Annotated in this window: 16 protein-coding genes; 13 read left to right on the forward strand and 3 right to left on the reverse strand. The window is 60.6% G+C overall.

What is annotated here, in order from left to right; all coding sequences use genetic code 11:
* The first annotated feature begins 34 nt into the window (after positions 1-34).
* The 12 genes from bshC to ACYSMN_RS20615 all read left to right on the forward strand — a co-directional run bounded on the left by bshC (position 35) and on the right by ACYSMN_RS20615 (position 16,542).
* The gene (gene bshC, locus ACYSMN_RS20560; RefSeq protein ID WP_488925793.1) at positions 35-1,624 is read left to right on the forward strand and encodes a bacillithiol biosynthesis cysteine-adding enzyme BshC; all 1,590 of its coding nucleotides are present in this window, start codon (positions 35-37) and stop codon (positions 1,622-1,624) included.
* A gap of 88 nt (positions 1,625-1,712) precedes the next feature.
* Complete coding sequence (locus ACYSMN_RS20565) at positions 1,713-3,068, forward strand: sigma-54-dependent transcriptional regulator (protein WP_488925794.1); 1,356 nt, start codon at positions 1,713-1,715, stop codon at positions 3,066-3,068.
* 405 nt (positions 3,069-3,473) lie between these two features.
* A complete protein-coding gene (gene kdpF / locus ACYSMN_RS20570) occupies positions 3,474-3,551 on the forward strand; it encodes a K(+)-transporting ATPase subunit F (RefSeq protein ID WP_488925815.1) in 78 nt (25 codons plus the stop codon).
* Between the two features lie 45 nt (positions 3,552-3,596).
* A complete protein-coding gene (gene kdpA / locus ACYSMN_RS20575; protein WP_488925795.1) occupies positions 3,597-5,297 on the forward strand; it encodes a potassium-transporting ATPase subunit KdpA in 1,701 nt (566 codons plus the stop codon).
* A 192-nt stretch (positions 5,298-5,489) separates the two neighbouring features.
* Positions 5,490-7,535: a potassium-transporting ATPase subunit KdpB gene (gene kdpB, locus ACYSMN_RS20580; RefSeq protein WP_488925796.1), complete on the forward strand. Its 2,046-nt coding sequence runs from the start codon at positions 5,490-5,492 to the stop codon at positions 7,533-7,535.
* Between the two features lie 144 nt (positions 7,536-7,679).
* Positions 7,680-8,252 (forward strand): potassium-transporting ATPase subunit KdpC, encoded by a 573-nt coding sequence (kdpC, locus tag ACYSMN_RS20585; RefSeq protein ID WP_488925797.1) that lies wholly within the window; start codon positions 7,680-7,682, stop codon positions 8,250-8,252.
* A 157-nt stretch (positions 8,253-8,409) separates the two neighbouring features.
* Positions 8,410-9,822, forward strand: a complete 1,413-nt coding sequence (locus ACYSMN_RS20590) for an outer membrane beta-barrel protein (RefSeq protein ID WP_488925798.1) — start codon at positions 8,410-8,412, stop codon at positions 9,820-9,822.
* A 57-nt stretch (positions 9,823-9,879) separates the two neighbouring features.
* Complete coding sequence (locus ACYSMN_RS20595; RefSeq protein WP_488925799.1) at positions 9,880-11,832, forward strand: KUP/HAK/KT family potassium transporter; 1,953 nt, start codon at positions 9,880-9,882, stop codon at positions 11,830-11,832.
* A 305-nt stretch (positions 11,833-12,137) separates the two neighbouring features.
* On the forward strand, positions 12,138-13,307 hold the full coding sequence (locus tag ACYSMN_RS20600; RefSeq protein WP_488925800.1) for a sensor protein KdpD: 1,170 nt from the start codon (positions 12,138-12,140) through the stop codon (positions 13,305-13,307).
* 35 nt (positions 13,308-13,342) lie between these two features.
* The gene (locus ACYSMN_RS20605) at positions 13,343-15,106 is read left to right on the forward strand and encodes a HAMP domain-containing sensor histidine kinase (RefSeq protein ID WP_488925801.1); all 1,764 of its coding nucleotides are present in this window, start codon (positions 13,343-13,345) and stop codon (positions 15,104-15,106) included.
* 66 nt (positions 15,107-15,172) lie between these two features.
* A complete protein-coding gene (locus ACYSMN_RS20610) occupies positions 15,173-15,751 on the forward strand; it encodes a 5-formyltetrahydrofolate cyclo-ligase (RefSeq protein ID WP_488925802.1) in 579 nt (192 codons plus the stop codon).
* A gap of 272 nt (positions 15,752-16,023) precedes the next feature.
* On the forward strand, positions 16,024-16,542 hold the full coding sequence (locus ACYSMN_RS20615) for an ExbD/TolR family protein (RefSeq protein WP_488925803.1): 519 nt from the start codon (positions 16,024-16,026) through the stop codon (positions 16,540-16,542).
* A gap of 62 nt (positions 16,543-16,604) precedes the next feature.
* Here ACYSMN_RS20615 and ACYSMN_RS20620 read toward each other — a convergent pair whose 3' ends face one another.
* The 3 genes from ACYSMN_RS20620 to mnmC2 form a co-directional block, all read right to left on the reverse strand.
* A complete protein-coding gene (locus ACYSMN_RS20620; RefSeq protein ID WP_488925804.1) occupies positions 16,605-17,210 on the reverse strand; it encodes a GDYXXLXY domain-containing protein in 606 nt (201 codons plus the stop codon).
* Complete coding sequence (locus tag ACYSMN_RS20625; RefSeq protein ID WP_488925805.1) at positions 17,207-18,430, reverse strand: DUF2157 domain-containing protein; 1,224 nt, start codon at positions 18,428-18,430, stop codon at positions 17,207-17,209. Before ACYSMN_RS20625 ends, ACYSMN_RS20620 begins: the two co-directional genes overlap by 4 nt.
* A gap of 143 nt (positions 18,431-18,573) precedes the next feature.
* Positions 18,574-19,266, reverse strand: a complete 693-nt coding sequence (mnmC2, locus tag ACYSMN_RS20630; protein ID WP_488925806.1) for a tRNA (5-methylaminomethyl-2-thiouridine)(34)-methyltransferase MnmC2 — start codon at positions 19,264-19,266, stop codon at positions 18,574-18,576.
* 146 nt (positions 19,267-19,412) lie between these two features.
* On the opposite strand from mnmC2, the gene ACYSMN_RS20635 reads away from it, so the two are divergent.
* Entirely contained in the window at positions 19,413-19,841 is a 429-nt protein-coding gene (locus tag ACYSMN_RS20635; RefSeq protein ID WP_488925807.1) for a thioesterase family protein, read from the forward strand.
* Positions 19,842-19,893 lie beyond the last annotated feature (52 nt).

Consider the following 19,893-nt stretch of genomic DNA (forward strand, 5'->3'; position numbering starts at 1 on the left):
TTACTGTCGGCAACTGCGCCTACTTGCCTCCCGCATGACCACGACACTTCCGTACGCCCATACCGCTGCTTTCTCTCCGCTTGTTGCCGATTACCTGGCCCGCCACGAGAACCTGACGTCCTTCTACCATCGGTTTCCCACGCTGGAAGCCTTTGCGGAGCAGATCCAGGAGAAACAGGCTCATTACACCTTGGAAGCCCGGCAGCGGCTCGTTGCGGCCCTTCGCGCGCAGTACGCGACACTAGCTGACGTGCATCCGGCCGTGCAAGCCAACCTCGACTTGCTCGAAAAAGAAACGACGTTCACCGTCACGACCGGGCACCAGCTCAACTTACTGACTGGGCCGCTGTACTTCGTCTACAAAATCGTGACCACGCTCAAGCTTTGTCGGCAGTTGAAGGAGCACTACCCGCAGCACGATTTCGTGCCGCTGTACTGGATGGCCACCGAGGACCACGACTTCGCCGAAATCAACCACCTGCATCTGTTCGGCAAGAAATACGAGTGGAATGCGCCCGACCAGGGTGGGCCCGTGGGCCGCTTAGCACTTGATGGCCTAGCTGAAGAACTGCTCGACCAACTGCCGGAGGGCGTACCAGCTGCGTTTCAGCAGGCCTATCGGGAATCGAAGACGCTGGCCGAAGCCACCCGCCGCCTCACGCACGCGCTGTTTGGCGGGTACGGCCTAGTGGCGCTGGATGCCGATGCCCCGGAGTTGAAACAAGCCTTAGTGCCGGTGCTGGAAAAGGAAATTTTGGAGCAAGCTTCCAACCAAGCGGTGCAGGCCGCCAATGCCCGCCTCGAAACGGCTGGTTATAAGCCACAGGTGTATTCGCGGCCCATTAACCTGTTTTTCCTGACTGACGCCGGCAAGCGGGAACGGCTGGAGTACGATGCCGCACAGGACTGCGTGCAAATAACGGTGCGCAACACCAACCGCTGCCACACCCAGCAGGAGCTGTTGAAACTTGCGCAGCAGCACCCGGAGCAGTTTAGCCCCAACGTGGTGCTGCGGCCTCTGTACCAGGAATTGCTGCTGCCCAACCTCTGCTACGTGGGCGGCGGCGCTGAAATAGCGTACTGGTTCCAGCTGAAGCCAGTATTTGACGCCAACAACGTGCCGTTTCCGCTGCTGCTGCTCCGTAATTCGGGCCTCTACATTGGTAAGGCCAACGCGGGCAAGCTACGCAAGCTAGGTCTCACGGCCAAAGACATTTTCCAGCCGTTGCCCGCCCTCAAAAAGCAAGTGGGCGCCACGCTGGGCCAGGAAGAAGTGAGCCTCGCCACGCAGCAACAAGCACTGGCGGCGATGTTCAAGGAAGTGTCGGATCTGGCGCAGCGCCTCGATCCGACCTTGGTGCGCACCGTAGCCGCCGAGCAGCAGAAAGCCGCCGGCAGCCTCGCCGGCTTGGAAAAGCGCCTCAGTAAAGCCGCCGAAGCCAAACACGAAACCGCCTACAGCCAACTCACCGCGCTCAAAGACAAGCTGTTTCCCGATGGCCAACTTCAGGAACGAGTTGATAACGTGCTGAGCATCCTCATCAATAATCCGCAGTTTATTGAGCAGCTGCTGGAGGCTTTCGACCCGCTGGCGCTGGAGTTTACGGTGCTGGAAGAGGAGTAGAGCCTCAGGACCAAACGAGCTTCCTGGCTGCTAAGAGCACTGATTCTCGGCCGTTCTAATTATCAAACTGCGCTATTCACGTCCGATTATGCCCCAGGGTACCTTGCTCCTCATCGACGACGAAGCACCGTTACGCCAAGCCATAGCTCGGATGCTAGAATTGGAAGGCTACACGGTGCTGCAGGCTCCAGATGCCCGCCGCGGCCTCGAAGTTCTCCACCAGCACGCCGATGAGGTACTGGTTGTCCTTTCCGACGTGAAGCTGCCCGATGGCCACGGCCTCGACTTATTGGCTCGCTATCGGCAGCAGGCTCCGCTGGCCGAAGTCATTCTGCTCACCGCTTTTGGCCGTATTCCCGACAGCGTGCGGGCCATGAAAGAAGGTGCTTTTGATTACTTGACAAAGGGCGATTCCGACGACCAATTGGTGGTGGTAGTGGACCGCGCCACCGAAAAAGCCCTCTTGCAGCGCCGCGTGGCGGACCTGGAAAAAAAGGTTGGCACTCGGTACAGCTTTGAGAGCATGATTGGCCGTTCCCCAGCGCTGGAGCACGCTCGCAAGTTGGCCCAGCGGGCCGCTCCCACCGACAGCACCGTGCTGCTGGAAGGGCCCACCGGGGCTGGCAAGGAACTCTTTGCGCAAGCCATACATCAGGCTTCACCGCGTAAAAACAAGCCGTTTGTCGCTGTCAACTGTTCAGCCTTTCCGAGAGATTTGCTGGAATCGGAGCTATTTGGATACAAGAAAGGCGCCTTTACGGGAGCTTTAACCGACAAGAAGGGCCTGCTGGAAGAAGCCAATGGTGGCACGCTATTTCTCGACGAAATCGGCGAGTTGGAGCTGAATGTGCAAGCCAAATTCCTGCGTGTGCTCGAAACCCAGCAATTCACCAAGCTCGGTGACACCAAGCCTACGAGCGTAAATGTGCGTCTGGTGGCCGCCACCAACCGCGCCCTGCGCCAAGAAGCCGAAGCAGGGCACTTCCGGCTCGATTTATACTACCGCTTGGCCGTGTTTACGGTGCCGGTGCCGGGTCTCAACGAGCGGCGCGGCGACGTGCCACTGCTAGCCGAACACTTCTTGCACTACTTCGCCGCCAAGCTGCGCCGCCGCCTGCGTGGCCTCGACCCTGATGCCTTGGAGCAACTGTGCCACCACAACTGGCGCGGCAACGTGCGGGAGCTGAAAAACGTGTTGGAGCGCGCCGCCATTCTGGCCGACGGAGACACGTTAACCGTGGATGACCTACCTCCCGAGTTTCACCACTTCCCGCCTCCCGGCGACGACACCAACGACGCCATCGATAAGTCGTTGCGTACCATGGAAAAGCGCCAAATTCGGCAGGTGCTCCACGATACTGGCGGCAACAAAATGGAAGCGGCCCGCCAGCTCGGTATTGGCACGAAAACACTCTACCGCAAGATCCAGGAGTACGGATTGTAACCCCGCGACTAGAGCACCCCCGCATCTGGAGCGAAACGCTGGTCCACACCAGGCTTATTGATTTAGGCTGGAATGCGAGGAGCACTCCTTTCAAACCGGATCATTCTGACTGCCGCACCGGGTCAGAATGATCCGGTTTGTTGCGTTAGAGCCGAACCAAATTACGATGCAGTTGAATAATACTCTCTCATAATTAACGAGTTGGATAGTAAAAACAAGGCTCATCCCAAATAAGGACCGGGATTGGCAAGAGGCTCAGCGCAACCAACCACCTCGCTTATGGCGCCTGCCTTCATCGCTCTGTCTCTTACCGCCGTTAGCTTGGCCGGCTTCTGGCTTTTCTACAAATCGGTCCACTTTTTCGAGCGCATCTGATCCGCGCTTGGCTACCCCTTTTTCGCCATGATGACTGCCCTGTTGGTGCTGGCGCTGGCCACGTTCAGCTACCTCTGCTACGTGCTGCTGCGCCCCGAGCGCTTTTAACGAATTCCGGCGACCGGGCCTTGCCCGGCCCGAACCCTTTGCCCTATGACCACTCAACTGCTCGGCATCACCGCTATTTTTCTGGCTACCGTGCTGCTGGCTATACCCCTCGGGCGCTACCTGGCGGCCGTGTACCACACCGACCGAACCTGGACTGACTTTCTGGCTCCTTTGGAGCGCGGCCTCTACCGCGTGAGCGGCATCAATCCTCAAAAGGAGATGAGCTGGCAACAACACCTGATGGCCCTGCTCAGCATCAACCTGCTGTGGTTTTTCTGGGCCATGCTCGTGCTCTGCACCCAAGGCAGCCTGCCGCTGAATCCCGACCATAACCCTTCGATGGCCCCGGATCTGGCTTTCAACACGGCCATTTCTTTCCTGGTGAACTGCAACCTACAGCACTACTCCGGCGAGTCGGGCCTGACCTATCTCTCGCAGCTGATTGTGGTTATGTTCCTGCAATTCGTGACGGCCGCTACCGGCATGGCCGCCTGCGTCGTGGTGTTCAACGCTCTGCGCGAGCGAACGGCCGATAAGCTGGGCAACTTCTACGTGTACTTCGTTCGGAGCCTGACGCGCGTGCTGTTGCCACTTTCTTTGGTGGTGGCGCTGGTGCTAGTCTTTCAGGGCACCCCGATGACGTTCCAAGCCAAGCAGCCCATCATCACGGTGCAAGGCGATTCGGTTACGGTGAGTCGGGGGCCGGCGGCCGCCATGATTGGCATCAAGCAGATGGGCACCAACGGCGGCGGCTTCTTCGGCGTCAACTCGGCCCACCCGCTGGAAAACCCGACCTACCTCACCAACGCCGTTGAAAACATCAGCATCATTCTAATTCCTATAGCTATGGCGTTGGCTCTGGGCTACTACCTGCGCCGGCCTCGCCTGGGGTGGATGGTGTTTGGGGTGATGACGGCGGGCTACTTGCTGCTGCAAATCCCGACCGTGTATCTGGAAATGCACGGCAACCCGGCCATCAGCCGCTTGGGCATCAACCAAAGTATGGGTTCGTTGGAAGGCAAGGAAATACGCCTGGGCGCGCCCGCTTCCGCGCTGTGGGCCATTACTACCACCGTCACGAGCAACGGCTCCGTCAACGCCATGCACGACTCGCTCACGCCGCTTTCGGGCATGAACGCGCTGCTCGGCATGATGACCAACGCCTTTTACGGCGGGGTGGGAGTGGGCTTCCTCAACTTCTTCGTCTTCATCATCGTGGCCGTCTTCATTTCGGGCCTGATGGTGGGCCGCACGCCCGAGCTGCTAGGCAAGAAAATTGAAGCCCGGGAGATGAAAATAGCCGTCATCATCGCGCTGCTTCACCCGCTGCTCATCCTGACGGGCACCGCCTTGGCTTCGTATCTCTACGCCCACGACCCCGCGGGCCTGAGCGGCTGGCTGGCCAATCCGGGCTTCCACGGCTTCTCGGAAATGCTCTACGAATACACCTCCTCGGCCGCCAACAACGGCTCCGGCTTCGAGGGGCTCGGCGACAACACGCCCTGGTGGAACATCAGCACCGGCGTGGTGCTACTACTGGCCCGCTACCTGCCCATTATCGGCCCGGTGGCCATAGCCGGCCTGTTGGCCCGCAAGAAGTTCATCCCCGAATCGGCCGGTACGCTGCGCGTGGACACTGCCACTTTCGGCGTCATGGTCTTCTTCGTCATCTGGATTATTGCTGCCCTAGCCTTCTTCCCGGCCCTGGCCCTCGGGCCGTTGGCTGAGCATTTCGCGCTGTACTAGGAGCTGGTGGCCTCACCCCCTAGCCCCCTCTCCTTCAGAGAGGGGGGACTAGAATAGCTTTTTAGATCTAAAAATTCGCTGTCTACACCCCGCTCAGAAACTAGCTCTAGCACTAGAAACTAGTGCTAGTTCCTCCTCTCCCTTAGGAGAGGGGGCTAGGGGGTGAGGCCACCGCAAGAACCTCCCATAAACGTGTCTACCAAAGAACAATCTCTCTTCCAGCCCGCCCTGGCCCGTGAAGCCATGAAGCAGGCCTTCGTGAAGCTGGACCCGCGCATCATGTTCCGTAATCCGGTGATGTTCACCGTGGAAATTGGGACGGTGGTGATGCTGCTTGTCACCCTTGGGCTGCTGGTGAAGCCCGATGCCGCGCAAGGCTCCTTTGGCTACAACTTCACCGTGTTTGCGGTGCTGCTGCTGACCTTGCTTTTCGCCAATTTCGCGGAGGCCATTGCCGAAGCCCGCGGCAAAGCCCAGGCCGATTCCTTGCGCAAAACCCGCCAGGAAACGCCCGCCAACCTACGTCTGCCGGACGGCCGCCTGGACGCTATTAGCTCCGCGCAGCTGAAAAAAGGGGATGTGTTTGTGGTGGAAGCCGGCGAAATCATTGCCACCGACGGTGAAATCATCGAAGGGTTGGCTACCATCGATGAGTCGGCCATTACGGGCGAGTCGGCGCCGGTGATTCGGGAGGCGGGCGGCGATAAGTCCAGCGTGACGGGCGGCACCAAGGTCTTGTCTGACCGCATTGTGGTGCTGGTGACCACCGCGCCCGGCGAGTCGTTTCTGGACAAGATGATTGCGCTGGTGGAAGGGGCCGCCCGGCAGAAAACGCCCAACGAAATTGCCCTCACCATCTTGCTGGCCGGCTTTACGCTGGTGTTCGTGATTGTGTGCGTGACGTTGGCGCCGTTTGCCGAATACGCCCGCACGCCCATCGCCATTTCGGCCTTCATTGCCTTGTTCGTGTGCTTGATTCCGACCACGATTGGCGGGCTGCTATCGGCCATCGGTATTGCGGGTATGGACCGGGCGTTGCGCGCCAACGTTATCACCAAAAGCGGCAAAGCCGTGGAAACGGCCGGCGACATCGACGTGCTGCTGCTCGACAAGACGGGTACCATTACCATCGGCAACCGCAAAGCCACCCACTTCTGGCCCGCGCCGGGCGTGGCGGCCAGTCAATTTGCGGAGCTGGCCACGGTGTCGTCCCTGACGGATGAGACGCCCGAAGGCAAGTCCATCGTGGAGCTGGCCCGCGAGCAGCAGATAAGCCCCGAGCAGCTGCGCAGCCGGCTGCAAGGAGCCGACCTAATCAAGTTCACCGCCGAAACCCGCTCCTCGGGCGTGACGCTGGCCGACGGCACCCGCATTCGCAAAGGAGCCGCCGACGCCATTCGTCAGCTGGCCGAACGGGCCGGGCAGGACTATCCGGCCGAAGTAGCCGAGCGGGTGCAAACGGTGGCCGCCAACGGGGGGACGCCCCTGGTAGTGAGCCTGAACGACCGAGTACTGGGCGTGGTGGAGCTACAGGACATCATCAAGCCCGGCATTCAGGAACGATTTGAGCGCCTGCGCCGCATGGGTATCAAAACGGTGATGGTGACCGGCGACAACCCGCTCACGGCCAAGTTTATTGCCGAAAAAGCCGGTGTCGATGATTTCATTGCCGAGGCCAAGCCCGAGGATAAGATGACCTACATCCGCCGCGAGCAGCAGGACGGCAAGCTGGTGGCCATGATGGGAGACGGCACCAACGACGCCCCCGCCCTGGCCCAGGCCGACGTGGGCGTGGCCATGAACTCGGGTACGCAGGCCGCCAAAGAAGCCGGCAACATGGTCGACCTCGACAACGACCCCACCAAGCTCATCGAAGTGGTGGAGATTGGCAAGCAGCTGCTCATGACGCGCGGCACGCTCACCACGTTCAGCATTGCCAACGACGTGGCCAAATATTTCGCCATTGTGCCAGCCTTGTTCATGGTGGCCATTCCGGCCTTGGGCGCCCTGAACATTATGGGGCTGAAGTCGCCGCAGTCGGCCATTCTTTCCGCCGTGATCTTCAACGCCCTCATTATTCCTGCCTTGGTTCCCTTGGCTCTCAAAGGCGTGCCTTACAAACCCCTCGGCGCTTCGGCACTGCTGCGCCGCAACCTGCTGGTGTACGGCCTAGGCGGCATCATCGTGCCCTTCATCGGCATCAAGGTCATCGACGTGATTGTGGGGGCGTTTTTGTAGGAAATGCTTGTACCCTATTTCTGTCCGCAAGATTTATAAGGTACAGAACTGTACCCTATTTCTACCGCAGCAAAAAATAAGGTACAGCTCCGGGTGCTTGGAGCACCCCAGTACTGCACCAGGCAGCAACACCTTTTTCCGACAATGAAAAACAACCTCCTTCCTGCTTTCCGTCTCACGCTGGCCCTGCTCGTGGTGTGCTGCGGGATATATCCGGCCCTGGTGTGGGGCGTGGCCCAACTCGTGCCTGGCCGTGGCGAGGGCGTGCAGCTCACCCGCAACGGCCGCGTGGTCGGCTTCGCCAACGTTGGGCAGAAATTCGACAAGCCAGAGTACTTCAACACCCGCCCCTCGGCCGTGGACTACAACGCCAGCGGCTCGGGCGGCTCCAACAAAGGCCCGTCGAACCCGGAATACCTCCGCACGGTGCAGACGCGGGCCGGGGCCTTTTTGCAGCAAAACCCAACCGTGTCCCGCAACGAAGTGCCGGCCGAGCTGGTCACGGCCAGCGGCTCCGGCCTCGATCCGCACCTCTCGCCGCAGGGCGCCTACGTGCAAGTAGCGCGCGTAGCGCGGCTGCGGAAGCTGCCCGTAGCGCGCGTGCGGGCCCTCGTGACGGCCCACATCCACGAGCCGCTGATTGTATTCTTCGGCCCACCCACGGTGAACGTGCTACAACTGAATCTGGCGCTGGACGAGCTGTCGGTGCGGCCCTGAGGCGCTGGTTGGAGCCGGCCTCGCCGCACCTCTGGCGGCTTGCTACCGCTTTTCACTCTCCGCTTTTCTCACTTCCCTTTTGATGCTGAGCCAAGCTGGGCCGCTGCGCTGTTTGGCCGGCCCCGGTTTCGCTTTGCTTTTCCTTCTCTTATTATCCATGAACCACCTTTCTCGCTCCGCCGCTTGCAAAAAATGCTTCGTTGCCGCCCTGCTGGCTGCGGGTGCTTTACCGGCGGCCGCGCAAACCACCGAAACCCGCCCCGCCGCGCTCAAGCCCGCTGCCGATACCACCGTGGCCGTGCCCGCCAAAGTCCCCTTCGAGGGCTACGACCTAACCTGGGTGAACGGCCAGAACCGCCAGCGCAACTTCCCGCTGCAAGTCAAGGACCCCAACGGCGAAACGGTGCTGACCGGCGTGGTGCTGCTCGACGGCTATTACAACTACAACTTCGCGCGGCCCATCGACCACACGCAAACCATTTCGGCCGTGACGGGCCGGGCCAACGAGTTTTCCCTGGCCCTGGCTTCCGTCGGCATCGAGTCGAACTACAAGAACATTATTGGCCGGCTGTGGCTGCAAACCGGCTCTATGCTGCACGTGATTCAGGAAACCGACGGCTCAGTACTGCGCGGGCGCAACACGGGCACCGGCAACCTCAAGTTCATTCGGGAGGCGGCGGCTGGCTACCACTTCAACAAGAATTACGGCCTGAACGTCGAGCTGGGTATTTTCATGAGCTACATCGGGCTGGAGAGCTACGTGATGCAGGAAAACTGGAGCTACCAGCGCAGCCTCGTTTGCGACTTCACGCCGTTCTACTTTCAGGGTGCGCGGGTGCAATGGTATCCCACCCGGAATTTCAAGACCGAGCTGTGGGTGATGAACGGCTGGCAGACGTACAACACATTCAACAAGCAGCCCGGCGTTGGCTCGTCGAATTACTACCGGCCGAACGAAAACTTACAGCTAGTAGCCAACTTCTACCTCGGCAAAGACACCCGCGCCGGCACCGACTCCGCCAGCGTAGGCGCCGCGGCCTACCCCAACCGCATCCGCTTCCACCACGACAACAGCATCGTGGCGCGCTACTACCACAAGCCGGCGAGCAGCCTCTCGGGCATCACGCAGGCTGGTTTTAGTTTGAACACGCACTACGGCTTCGAGAACGGGGGCGGCGGGCTGCCGCGCAAGCAGGCCTACATGTTCGGCTCGTCGTTGGCCAACCGGGTGTGGTTTGCCAAGAACAAAGCCGCTGTAACGCTGCGGGCCGGCTTCGTGCAAAATCCCTCGCGCTACCTGAGCTTCAACCCCTCGGTCGTGGGCTTCACGGATACCAGCAATAAGCTGCTGGCCAGGGAAGCCACCGCCACCTTCGACCTGATGCCCAACGACTTTGTGACCTTCCGCCTCGAATACCTGCACCGCCGGGCCAACGTGCCCTACTTCGCGGGCCGGGGCGGTACCACTTCGCCCTCCGGCTACATCGACCAAGACCTGCCGGCCACCTACACGCCCGATCTGCGCAAGACCGAAAACCGCCTCATCGGCTCTGTCAACTTCCGGCTCTAGCGCCACCGTCTGCTGGCGTAGATTTGCCTCGTACTGGTCTAATCCCGCTCTCTCCGCATGACCCACTTTACTGCCGGCTCGCATCCGGTTCATAACCGCGCCACGGCCGCCGGCCTGCTGGTGGCCCTCGGCATCGTGTACGGCGACATCGGCACCTCGCCGCTGTACACCGTGCGGGGCGTCTTCGCGCAGCAGCCCGTCACGGAAACGGTGGTGCTGGGCACTATTTCCTGCATCATCTGGACGCTCACGCTGCTCACCACCGTGAAATACGTACTCATTGCCCTGCGCGCCGACAACCACGGCGAAGGCGGCATTTTGGCTTTGTATGCGCGGTTGCGGCGGCTGCCGGTACCCTACCTCTACCTGGCGGCCATCGTGGGGGCGGCGGCGCTGCTGGCCGATGGCATCATCACGCCCCCCATTTCGGTGGCCTCGGCCATTGAAGGGCTGCGCATCCTGAAGCCCGACCTCGACACGGTGCCCATCGTCATCGGCATTCTGGTGGCGCTGTTCGCGTTTCAGCAGTTCGGTACCCAGATCATCGGTAAGCTATTCGGGCCGGTCATGACGCTGTTTTTCTCCATGCTGGCCGTGCTGGGGGTGGTGCATTTGGTGCAGGAGCCGAGCATTTTGCGGGCCCTGAGTCCGCACTACGCGCTGCAAATGCTCACGCAGGTGCCGGGCGCGTTCTGGCTGCTAGGCTCCATCTTCCTGTGCAGCACCGGCGCCGAAGCCCTGTACGCCGACATGGGCCACGTGGGCCGCAAGAACATCTACGGTTCCTGGACCTTCGTCAAGACCTGCTTGCTGCTGAACTACCTTGGGCAGGGCGCCTGGCTGCTGCGTCACCTGGGTCCGCCGCTGGGCGAGAAAAACCTGTTCTTCCTGCTGATTCCCGAGTGGGCGCTGCTGCCGGCCATCGGGCTGTGCACGCTGGCCACCATTATTGCCTCGCAGGCCCTCATTTCGGGCTCTTTCACGCTGGTGATTGAGGCGTTGCGGCTGCGGTTCTGGCCCAAAGTGCAGGTGAATTACCCCACCGAGCTGCGCGGGCAAGCCTACGTGCCGAGCCTGAACTGGCTCTTGTGCGCGGGCTGCGTGGGCGTGGTGCTCTACTTCCGCGAGTCCGGCAATATGGAAGCCGCCTTCGGGCTGGCCGTGACGGTGACCATGCTCATGACCACCGTGCTGCTAGCGTATTACCTGCTCATGCAGCGTGTTGGTCGGGGGTGGGTGTTTGGGTTGATTGGGCTCTACGTACTGATTGAAGGCTCGTTCTTGATAGCCAACCTGGCCAAGTTTACCCACGGCGGCTGGCTGTCGGTGCTGCTGGCGGGCCTGTTGCTAACTGTGATGCTGAGCTGGATAGTGGGCCAGCGGATTCGCAACGAGCTAACCGAGTTTACGCCGCTGGCCGAGTACCTGCCGCTGCTCAAGGAGCTGAGCAACGACCAGTCGGTGCCGAAATACGCCACGCACCTGGTGTACCTCACCAAATCCGAAAACGCGGCGCAGGTGGAAAACGGCATCATCCACAGCATCTTCCGCAAGCGCCCCAAACGCGCCGACGTGTACTACCTCGTGCACGTGCACACCACCGACGACCCTTACACTCGCCGCTACCACGTCTCGCACATTCTGCCCGACGAGCTGGTGCGCATCGACTTCTATCTCGGTTTCCGCGTCGACCACGCCCTGAACTACATGTTCCGGCAGGTAGTCACGGACCTCGTCCGCAACCAGGAGGTCGACATCACCTCACGCTACGAGAGTCTGCGGGGCCAGGAAATGGCGGGCGATTTTCAGTTCGTCATCCTCAACAAAACCCTGCCCTACGAATACCTGCTGCGGGGCTGGCAGCGGCTGGCTCTGCGCGTACACGGCTGGCTGAAGCGGCTAGGCTCGTCGGAAACCGAAAGTTTCGGTCTCGATAACAGTACGTACACCGTCGAGAACGTGCCGCTGCACATGCCGGCCCGGCCCGAATTACAGCTCGAACGGGACTGACTGGTGGCCTTTCTGCGCCAGTCCGGCTCAGCTACTCCGCCAATCTCAACTATACGCTCGGCTTTAGCCAGACAAAAAGAGGGTGAGTTGCCTAAGCCAGCACCACTCTTGGTGGACACTAGTGGAGAAAAGTAGAGAAGTGTCTACCAACCTGGAGCGGCCTTCAGATTGGATGATAAACCCCATTCCTTCGCCCCTTTAGAGAAGAGTTGGAGGGCTGAAAGGCTGCTGAAGCGGGGCCCTGACCTGATAACCGCTTTACTTGCTGAAGCTGGCTTGCTAACCGATTTGCTCATTTCTCATCTATGGCCCCCGCCGAAGACACCCTGCGCGACCAATCCGCCGAGCGGTTTCTGCGCCTCGTGCAGCAGAAGCGGCGCGGGCGGCTGAAGGTGTACCTGGGCTTGGCGGCGGGCGTGGGGAAAACCTACCGGATGCTGCAAGAAGCCCACGACCTGCGCCAGCACGGCGTGGATGTAGTGCTGGGCTACGTGGAAACCCACGGCCGCCCCGAAACCGTGGCTCAGCTGCGCGACCTGCCCCTAGTGCCACGCAAGATGCTGTTCTACAAGGGGCACGCCCTGGAGGAGATGGATGTGCAGGCCATTCTACAGCGCCGCCCGGCCGTGGTGGTGGTAGATGAGCTGGCCCACTCCAACGTGCCGGGCTCCCGCAACGAGAAACGCTGGCAAGACGTGGAAGAGCTAGTGCGGGCGGGCATTTCCGTGATTACGGCCGTGAATGTGCAGCACCTGGAAAGCCTGCACGACCAAGTGCTGAAAATCACGGGCACCGCTGTAACCGAGCGCGTGCCCGACCAGGTGCTCAAGCAAGCCGACGAAGTGGTGAACGTGGACCTGACCGTGGGCGAGCTGCGGGCCCGTATGGAAGAAGGCAAAATCTACGATCCGCAGAAGGTGCCCGCCGCCCTGCAACACTTTTTCCGGGCCGATAACCTGCTCCAACTGCGCCAGTTGGCTGTGCGCGAAGTAGCCCTGCTGCTAGGCCGGCAAATCGAAAACGACGCGGGCGGGGCGGCGGCCGTAGCGCCCGAACGCCGCAACACCGACCGTCTGCTGGCCTGCATCAATACCAACGCCGCCGCGGCCAAGGAAATCATCCGCAGAACCTCCCGCCTCGCCGACCGCCTCTCGGCTGCCGCTTGGTACGTGCTCTACGTGCAAATCCCCCAGGAATCAGCCGACCGTATCGGACTGGCCCAGCAGCGCCATTTGATCAACAACTTGCAGCTGGCCACCGAGCTAGGCGCCCAGATCCTGCGCCTCAAAAGCGACGACGTGGTGGGCACCGTGCTGCGCGTGGCGGCGGAGAAACATGCTACTCTGCTCGTCTGCGGCGTCACCCGCGACAAAAGTCTGTGGGAGCGGGTGGCGCGTCGGGGCGTCACTTCGGATCTGGTTCGCGCCGTGGCCCACAGCAAATCCGACTTGGATATGTTTCTCGTCAGCTACTAACCTTGCTTGCCCGGTACCTGCAATGCGCCCTGCCCATGAACTTAAAAACCAAAATTACTCTCGGCTTCGTGGCCATGCTGGCGCTGCTGTTGGTCTCCGGCGGATACGCTTTCTTCGCTGTGCAGGAGTTGAACCGTTCTTCGCGCACTATCCTCCGGGCCAACTTTTACACCATCGAGCTGGGCCAGCAGATGCTGCGGGCTCTCGACCGGATGGAAACTGCTCCGGAAGCTCCGGGGGCATTGCCTGCCTTTGAGCACGCTCTCATCCGGGAAGCCGGCAACGTGACCGAGCCCGGCGAGCAGGTCTTAGTCGATTCCTTGACGCAGAACCTCGCCCGCTACCAGCGGCAGCTGGCCACCTCAGACCCGGCGGCTCAATTGGCGCTGGTGGAGCAGCTGCGGGCTCAGACCCACCGCGTCATCGCCCTGAACGTGCGCGCCCTAACGGCCAAAAACTCGGCCGCTAACCAGCGCGCCACGCAGGCCAACCGCTACCTGCTCGCTTGTGTGGCTCTGGCCTTGCTGCTAGGCCTGACCCTGGTACTTAGCGTACCCGAAGCCGCCGTAATGCCCCTGCGCAAGCTCACAACCGCCATTCGGCACGCCAGCCAGGGAAATTTTCGCTCGACTATTCCGGTGGAAAGCCACGACGAGTTTGGCACCGTGGCCGATGCCTTCAACCGCTTGCTAGTGCAGTTGCAGGACTTCCGCTCTTCTACCACAGCCGAGCTCATCACCGAGCGCAACCGTATGAAAAGCCTGGTCAATAGCCTCGACGAGGGCCTGCTGCTCATCGACCAGCACCAGCGCATCTTACTGGCCAACCCCACGGCCGCCGAGCTACTGGGTGTGCCCGCCGCCGAGCTTATCGGACGGCCCGCCGACGAACTGGCTCAGCAGAACGATTTACTCCACAGCCTGCTGGCGCCGTTGGCCGCCCCGCGCCGTCAGCAAGCCCTGGCCGACGCGCCATTATTTACCATCACGCAACGTGGGGAGGAAGCCTACTACCGCCTGGCGGTACACGACATCGTGTCTTTCAACGAGGAGGCCGACGAGATGCAGTTCACGGGTCACATTCTGGCCCTGCGCAACGTATCGGAATTCAAGCGCCTGGATCTGATGAAGTCCAACTTCCTGGCTACCGTGTCGCACGAGCTGAAAACGCCCTTGTCGAGCATGAACATCAACCTCAAGCTGCTGCAAGATGAGCGTCTGCCCGCCGAAGAGCGCCAGCGTATTACCGACAGCGTACGGCAGGAAATCCGGCGTCTGCAACGCATGGTAGCCGAACTGCTCGACGTGTCCCGCCTCGACAGCGGCGCCGGCATCCAACTCGATGTGCGCGCCACCAACCTCGCGGAGGTGGTCCAATACGCCACCGCCACCGTACAAGCCCAGCTCGACGACAAACGTATTCATCTCGACCTGCAACTCGCTGTTGATTTGCCCAATGCCCGCGCCGATGTCGAGAAGACTACCTGGGTGCTCATCAATCTATTAGCCAACGCCATTCGCTACTCGCCGCCTGGCGAAACTCTCACGGTCCGCGTCGAAGCCGTAGGCAAGCAAGTGGAAGTCAGCGTGCAGGACCGGGGGCCTGGTATTGCGGGCGAGCACCACGAGCGTATCTTTCAGCGCTTCGCCCAGATTCCCGACAAGGCCGGCTACCGTGGCGGCTCTGGTCTGGGCTTGAGCATCGCCCGCGAATTCATCACCACCCAAGGTGGCCGGCTGTGGGTGGAAAGCGAGCTGGGCGCTGGCAGCACTTTTCGCTTCACGCTACCAATTGCTTGACCACAAAACCGCACACGTGAGAGAAAGAGACAGGGCTGTACCTCATCGAAATCCATTACAACCGCGATGCTGAAAGCCGACTTGCGCCACACCGCCTTAGCCCAGCGCCGGGCCCTTTCAGCAGGCGAAGTGGCCCGGGGCAGTAATATACTTCGTAAGCAGTTTTTTCGGCATTTCGATGTGGCGGCGTGGCAGTGGCTGCACTTGTTTCTGCCCATCCCGCGCCAACACGAGCCCGACACCTGGGAAATCGTTCGGTGGGTGTGGGGCGAAAAGCTGCCGCTGCGGCTGGCGGTGCCCGTCGTGCAGCCCGACGGGCAGACCTTGCGCCACTACGAGCTTACGCCCGAAACGCAGCTGATGGATACCCGATGGGGCATTCCGGAACCCGTCGGGGCCGAGGAAGTAACGCCCACCGTGTTTGATGCCGTGCTGATGCCGCTGCTGGCTTTCGACGAACAGGGCCACCGCGTTGGGTACGGCAAAGGTTTCTACGACCGATTTTTAACTGAATGCCGCCCCGACACATTGCGCATCGGCCTGAGCCTGGAGCCGCCCGTACCGCGCATCACCGACGCCTGGCCCGGCGACATCCGCCTGCACACCTGCCTCACGCCGGATGCCGTGTGGGTTTTTGAGAGATGAGAGAGTGGGACATGGGCAGCGAAACAGACGGATGCGTTTCAAAATTTTGTTGACAAGGTCTAGGGTGCTTGCTCAAGGTTACTACTGCTTGATGTAGTGCTGGCTGCTAAGTTGGTCAAGCTAACGAGAAGGCAAACTTCCCCTGTGGCAGGAGCTACGCGCTGAAGGCCGTGCTACAGTGGTGGTTCGAGGTAGTGGAATAAGAGACAGGCAATAAGTAGTTGCACTGTGCCGTTAGGTTATTATCTGTCCACTATATACCCTTTTCTGTCATGGCTGAAATCACCTCCTCCGCCCCTGCAAGTCGCGGCAACAAGCCGCGCGTTAAGAAGAATGCCTTTCGCCTCGACATGACGCCGATGGTGGACCTGGCTTTCCTGTTGCTCACTTTCTTCATGCTCACCACCACCTTCGCCAAATCGAACGTGATGCAGTTGACGATGCCAGTGAAGCCAGAAAAACCTATTAATGATGGTTTGCCGGCTAGCAAAGCGCTGACCCTGATTCTGGGCAAAGACAGCCAGGTGCATTATTTCTTCGGCCTTAATGACTCGGAGAGCAAGCCAACCTTGTACACTACCAGCTTCAGCGCCGAAGGGCTCCGGCAGGTGCTATTAAAGCGTCAGGGACAGAAACCCGCACCTTTTGTGCTCATCAAAGCCGGCCCCGATGCGAAGTACCGCGACTTGGTAGATGTACTCGATGAGATGAACATCACTGAACAAGGCAAGTACGCCTTAGTGGACTTCACCCCCGCCGATAAAGAACTGCTCCAGCGCAACGCTCGGTAGATGTAACTTGTTGTATGTTAAGTTGATAAAACGCCCACGGCGTCATGAGTGTCTAACGGCACTTATGGCGCCGTGGGCGTTTTCGGTGCTGGCAGCACCGCAACCTGCGAGATGCGCGCCTGCCCCCACGGTGCAATGCTGACCTGTACTTGCAAAGGCAATTGGCGTTTCAGCTTGCGGCGGATTTCGTCTGGTACGTAGTAGCGTTCCAGGCCGTAGCGCAGGTGCAAGCTGCGGCGCCAGACGTCGGCTACCCAGCCGCGCAATATGGCTTGCTCGGGCGTCACGGTCGGCTTTTCCGGGTAGATGGCCACGGCTTCGAAACTGCCTTGGCGGGACTGGAGCACCACGTATACGGGGTCTTTCCGGCGCGGCAAGGTGCTGCCTTTCCACAAGTGACCGGGCAATTGGCTGATGGTGTAGTTCAGAGTCACGTAGTCGGCGTAGCGCAGGTCGCGCGAGTCGACGGGGGCGGTGCGCAACGTGACGATGGTGCCGAAGCGGCCGGTAGCGTAGCCCGCTGCTGCCACAGCCAACACGAACAGCAACTGCGCGCCTACCAACCACAGGAGCCACCGCTGGCGGCTCGGCTCCGGCAGTGCCTCGGTGGAGATAGAAGCGGCGGCGCTGCTACCGACGATTGGGACGGAAGTTGCGGGCTCGCTCATGCTTTGGAAGATGGTTCGGAGGGGGAAAACGTTTGGGCGGCCCGGCGGCGCAAAAACCAGCTCAGACCCAGCAACAGCGCCCCACCCAGCAGGAAAAAAAGCGACTTATCCATGAAACCCCACGTCAGCTTGAAGTAAGCCACGGCGGTAGTCAGGATGAACAGCACCGTGCCTAGCGTTACTCGGTCGGGATTTTGCTCTTGGTGGGCGCGGGCCAGCACGGCACCGGAATAGGCGTAGAGCACCACCAGCGTTGCTATGGCCAGCGGCAACCCACCCGGTAAGTAGAAGCCTGGCAGCAGTAGCAGCCAGTCGGTGGCGCTACCCAGCCGGCCGCGTCGCCGCTTGCCCTCCAACGACAGCGCCAGCACGGCACCTAGCACCGCCAGATACGCCAACAGCGGTGGCCGCAGCCCGCCCGCGTACGCATCTGATTCTCCAAACAAGGCCAGCCCCAGCGTAAACAGAAAAGCAGCTACGAGTGGTGGGCCCTGCATGGCCCGGCCGGCCGGCCGATCCGCCTGCCAGTCGCCGAAGGCATAGATGAGCATGGCCGGCCCGAAAAACCAGGTGATTTTGATGTGGAGATGACTCACAAGCAGCGCCGTTTGCCAGAGCAAGCCCGTAGCTAGCACGGCCCCCAGCAGCGAATCGGGCCGGCGCCACCAGTAGTAGCCCAGCCCGCCCGCCGTTAGAATGGCCGTCATGTAACTGAAGGCACCCAGCTGCCCGGTATTGTAGCCTTGCACGATCCCCCCAATGGCGACGGTCAGGATGAACAAGAAGCGGCTGCGATACACCCACGTGAGGGCCACGCCCGCCACGGCCCAGGCTACTAGCCCCGTCACATCGTAGCCGATGAGCTGGTACATCTGGCTCGTAAGCACAATGCTCGCCCCGAACAGCAGCAGCCCCAGCCCAACGAGGCCCACGCCCAGCGCCTCGTAGCGGCGGCGCAGGAAATATTCGGCTCCCACGTACGCCCCAGCCAACGACCCCAGCAGCAGCCCCAGCCGCACGACTTCCGGCAGTCCTACCCAGTAAGCGGCCAGCAAGCTCAAAGCACTGAGCCCAATGAGCAAGCTGCCCAGCAGTGGCAACAGCCCAATAGCGGGCGGCTCTTCTGGGTACAGGGCCAGCAGATTGTTCCGTTGCTCCGGCGTGATGATGCCTTTCTGCACCCAGTTCAGTCCGTCAGTTTCCAGTAGTCTTCGGCTCATTGATTGGTGAGTAAGAAATTAAGTGAGTAGGTGATTGGGTAATGAAGCGAGGAGACGGATAGCAGCTTATATGAGCAGGAAGTGCGAAAGTAATTTAACCCAGTCATCTACTGTCTTACTGACCTAATCACTTAATTCCTTACTCACCCCATCACCTTTCTAGCCCTTGTCATTTCGCGTTTGCCAGCCGGGCCGGGCAGCTTTTCTACCAGCCAGCCGGCGGCTTTCAGGCTGCGGCGGAAGCTGCCTTTGGCGCAGTAGCTCACCAGCACGCCGCCCGGTGCGGCAGCGGCGTACAGCTGCGCGAAGACCTCATCGGTCCACATATCCGGCTGCTTCTCAGGCGCGAAGGCATCGAAGTAAATGACCTGGTAAGTATCCTCGGCTAGAGGCGTATCCTGCAACGCGCCGGCCAGCTTGAGCAGCGCAAACCGCGGCGTAAGTGCCACCGGCGTATTCCAGGAAGCCGCGTGAATGTGTTGATGGTAGTCGAGCAGCTCGGGATTCAGCACGTAGCTTTCCACGCCCAGCTGCTCAATAACCGCCGTCGAAAGCGGATACTTTTCGATGGTGTCGTAGAAAATAGGCACCCGACTGGCAAGGCTGCGCTGCAAGGTAAGCAGCGCGTTCAGGCCCGTGCCAAAGCCGACTTCGAGCACGCAGAGCACGTCGTCGGTGGTAGTGGCTAGCGCGTGCTCCAAGCCAGCCGCCAAGTACACGTGCTGCGCTTCCTGCAAGGCGCCGTGCGTGGAATGGTAATGCTCATTGAGGGCCGGCACGTAGAGCGTGCTGGAGCCGTCGGCGGTAGTGCGGACTTCTACTTCGGGGTCAGACATTAGGACAGGGGGTGGGAGTGGGAATAGGGCGGATACGAGCTGAAGCATAAACTAGATGTGCAATACGAATAAGGAGCAAGCGCCATCTTTGCCCGGTGGCCAGCCACCTAGCGTATAGTTTTCACTCACTTATTTTCTTCTAATCTATGCCCCGCGTCAAGGTAAATCTACCGGAAACTTTCCGGTTCTCGGTCGTCATTCCCGTCCGCATCACCGACCTCAACTACGGCGCCCACCTCGGCAATGATGCCCTGCTCAGCATCCTGCACGAAGCGCGCGTGCAGTTTTTACGCCACCTGGGCCGCCCCGAAGTAGACCGCGCCACCGGCCAGGGCCACATCATGGCCGACGTCGCCATCGAGTACAAAGGCGAAGCGTTTCACGGCGACGCATTGCACATCGACATGGCCGTGGATGACGTGCAGAAGTACGGCTTCGACATCGTGTACCAGGTCCGCAACCAAGACGGCCGCGACATTGCCCGCGCCAAAACCGGCATGGTGAGCTTCGACTACAACGCCCGCAAGTTGCTGGCGTTAGGAGAGACGGCCGAGGCTCTGCTGCGCGGCGAATAACCTTACGGCTGGAAAGACAAACTAGTGGAACCCAAGCGCCTCCGGCGTTGTA

It is taken from the genome of Hymenobacter sp. M1-2 (genome assembly GCF_057808495.1).

Excerpts from the sequence above, each read along its gene's own strand:
- bshC (WP_488925793.1), top strand. The coding sequence starts at position 35 with ATGACCACGACACTTCCGTACGCCCATACCGCTGCTTTCTCTCCGCTT.
- ACYSMN_RS20565 (WP_488925794.1), top strand. The coding sequence starts at position 1,713 with ATGCCCCAGGGTACCTTGCTCCTCATCGACGACGAAGCACCGTTACGC.
- kdpF (WP_488925815.1), top strand. The coding sequence starts at position 3,474 with ATGACTGCCCTGTTGGTGCTGGCGCTGGCCACGTTCAGCTACCTCTGC.
- kdpA (WP_488925795.1), top strand. The coding sequence starts at position 3,597 with ATGACCACTCAACTGCTCGGCATCACCGCTATTTTTCTGGCTACCGTG.
- kdpC (WP_488925797.1), top strand. The coding sequence starts at position 7,680 with ATGAAAAACAACCTCCTTCCTGCTTTCCGTCTCACGCTGGCCCTGCTC.
- ACYSMN_RS20590 (WP_488925798.1), top strand. The coding sequence starts at position 8,410 with ATGAACCACCTTTCTCGCTCCGCCGCTTGCAAAAAATGCTTCGTTGCC.
- ACYSMN_RS20595 (WP_488925799.1), top strand. The coding sequence starts at position 9,880 with ATGACCCACTTTACTGCCGGCTCGCATCCGGTTCATAACCGCGCCACG.
- ACYSMN_RS20600 (WP_488925800.1), top strand. The coding sequence starts at position 12,138 with ATGGCCCCCGCCGAAGACACCCTGCGCGACCAATCCGCCGAGCGGTTT.
- ACYSMN_RS20605 (WP_488925801.1), top strand. The coding sequence starts at position 13,343 with ATGAACTTAAAAACCAAAATTACTCTCGGCTTCGTGGCCATGCTGGCG.
- ACYSMN_RS20610 (WP_488925802.1), top strand. The coding sequence starts at position 15,173 with ATGCTGAAAGCCGACTTGCGCCACACCGCCTTAGCCCAGCGCCGGGCC.
- ACYSMN_RS20615 (WP_488925803.1), top strand. The coding sequence starts at position 16,024 with ATGGCTGAAATCACCTCCTCCGCCCCTGCAAGTCGCGGCAACAAGCCG.
- ACYSMN_RS20620 (WP_488925804.1), bottom strand. The coding sequence starts at position 17,210 with ATGAGCGAGCCCGCAACTTCCGTCCCAATCGTCGGTAGCAGCGCCGCC.
- ACYSMN_RS20625 (WP_488925805.1), bottom strand. The coding sequence starts at position 18,430 with ATGAGCCGAAGACTACTGGAAACTGACGGACTGAACTGGGTGCAGAAA.
- mnmC2 (WP_488925806.1), bottom strand. The coding sequence starts at position 19,266 with ATGTCTGACCCCGAAGTAGAAGTCCGCACTACCGCCGACGGCTCCAGC.
- ACYSMN_RS20635 (WP_488925807.1), top strand. The coding sequence starts at position 19,413 with ATGCCCCGCGTCAAGGTAAATCTACCGGAAACTTTCCGGTTCTCGGTC.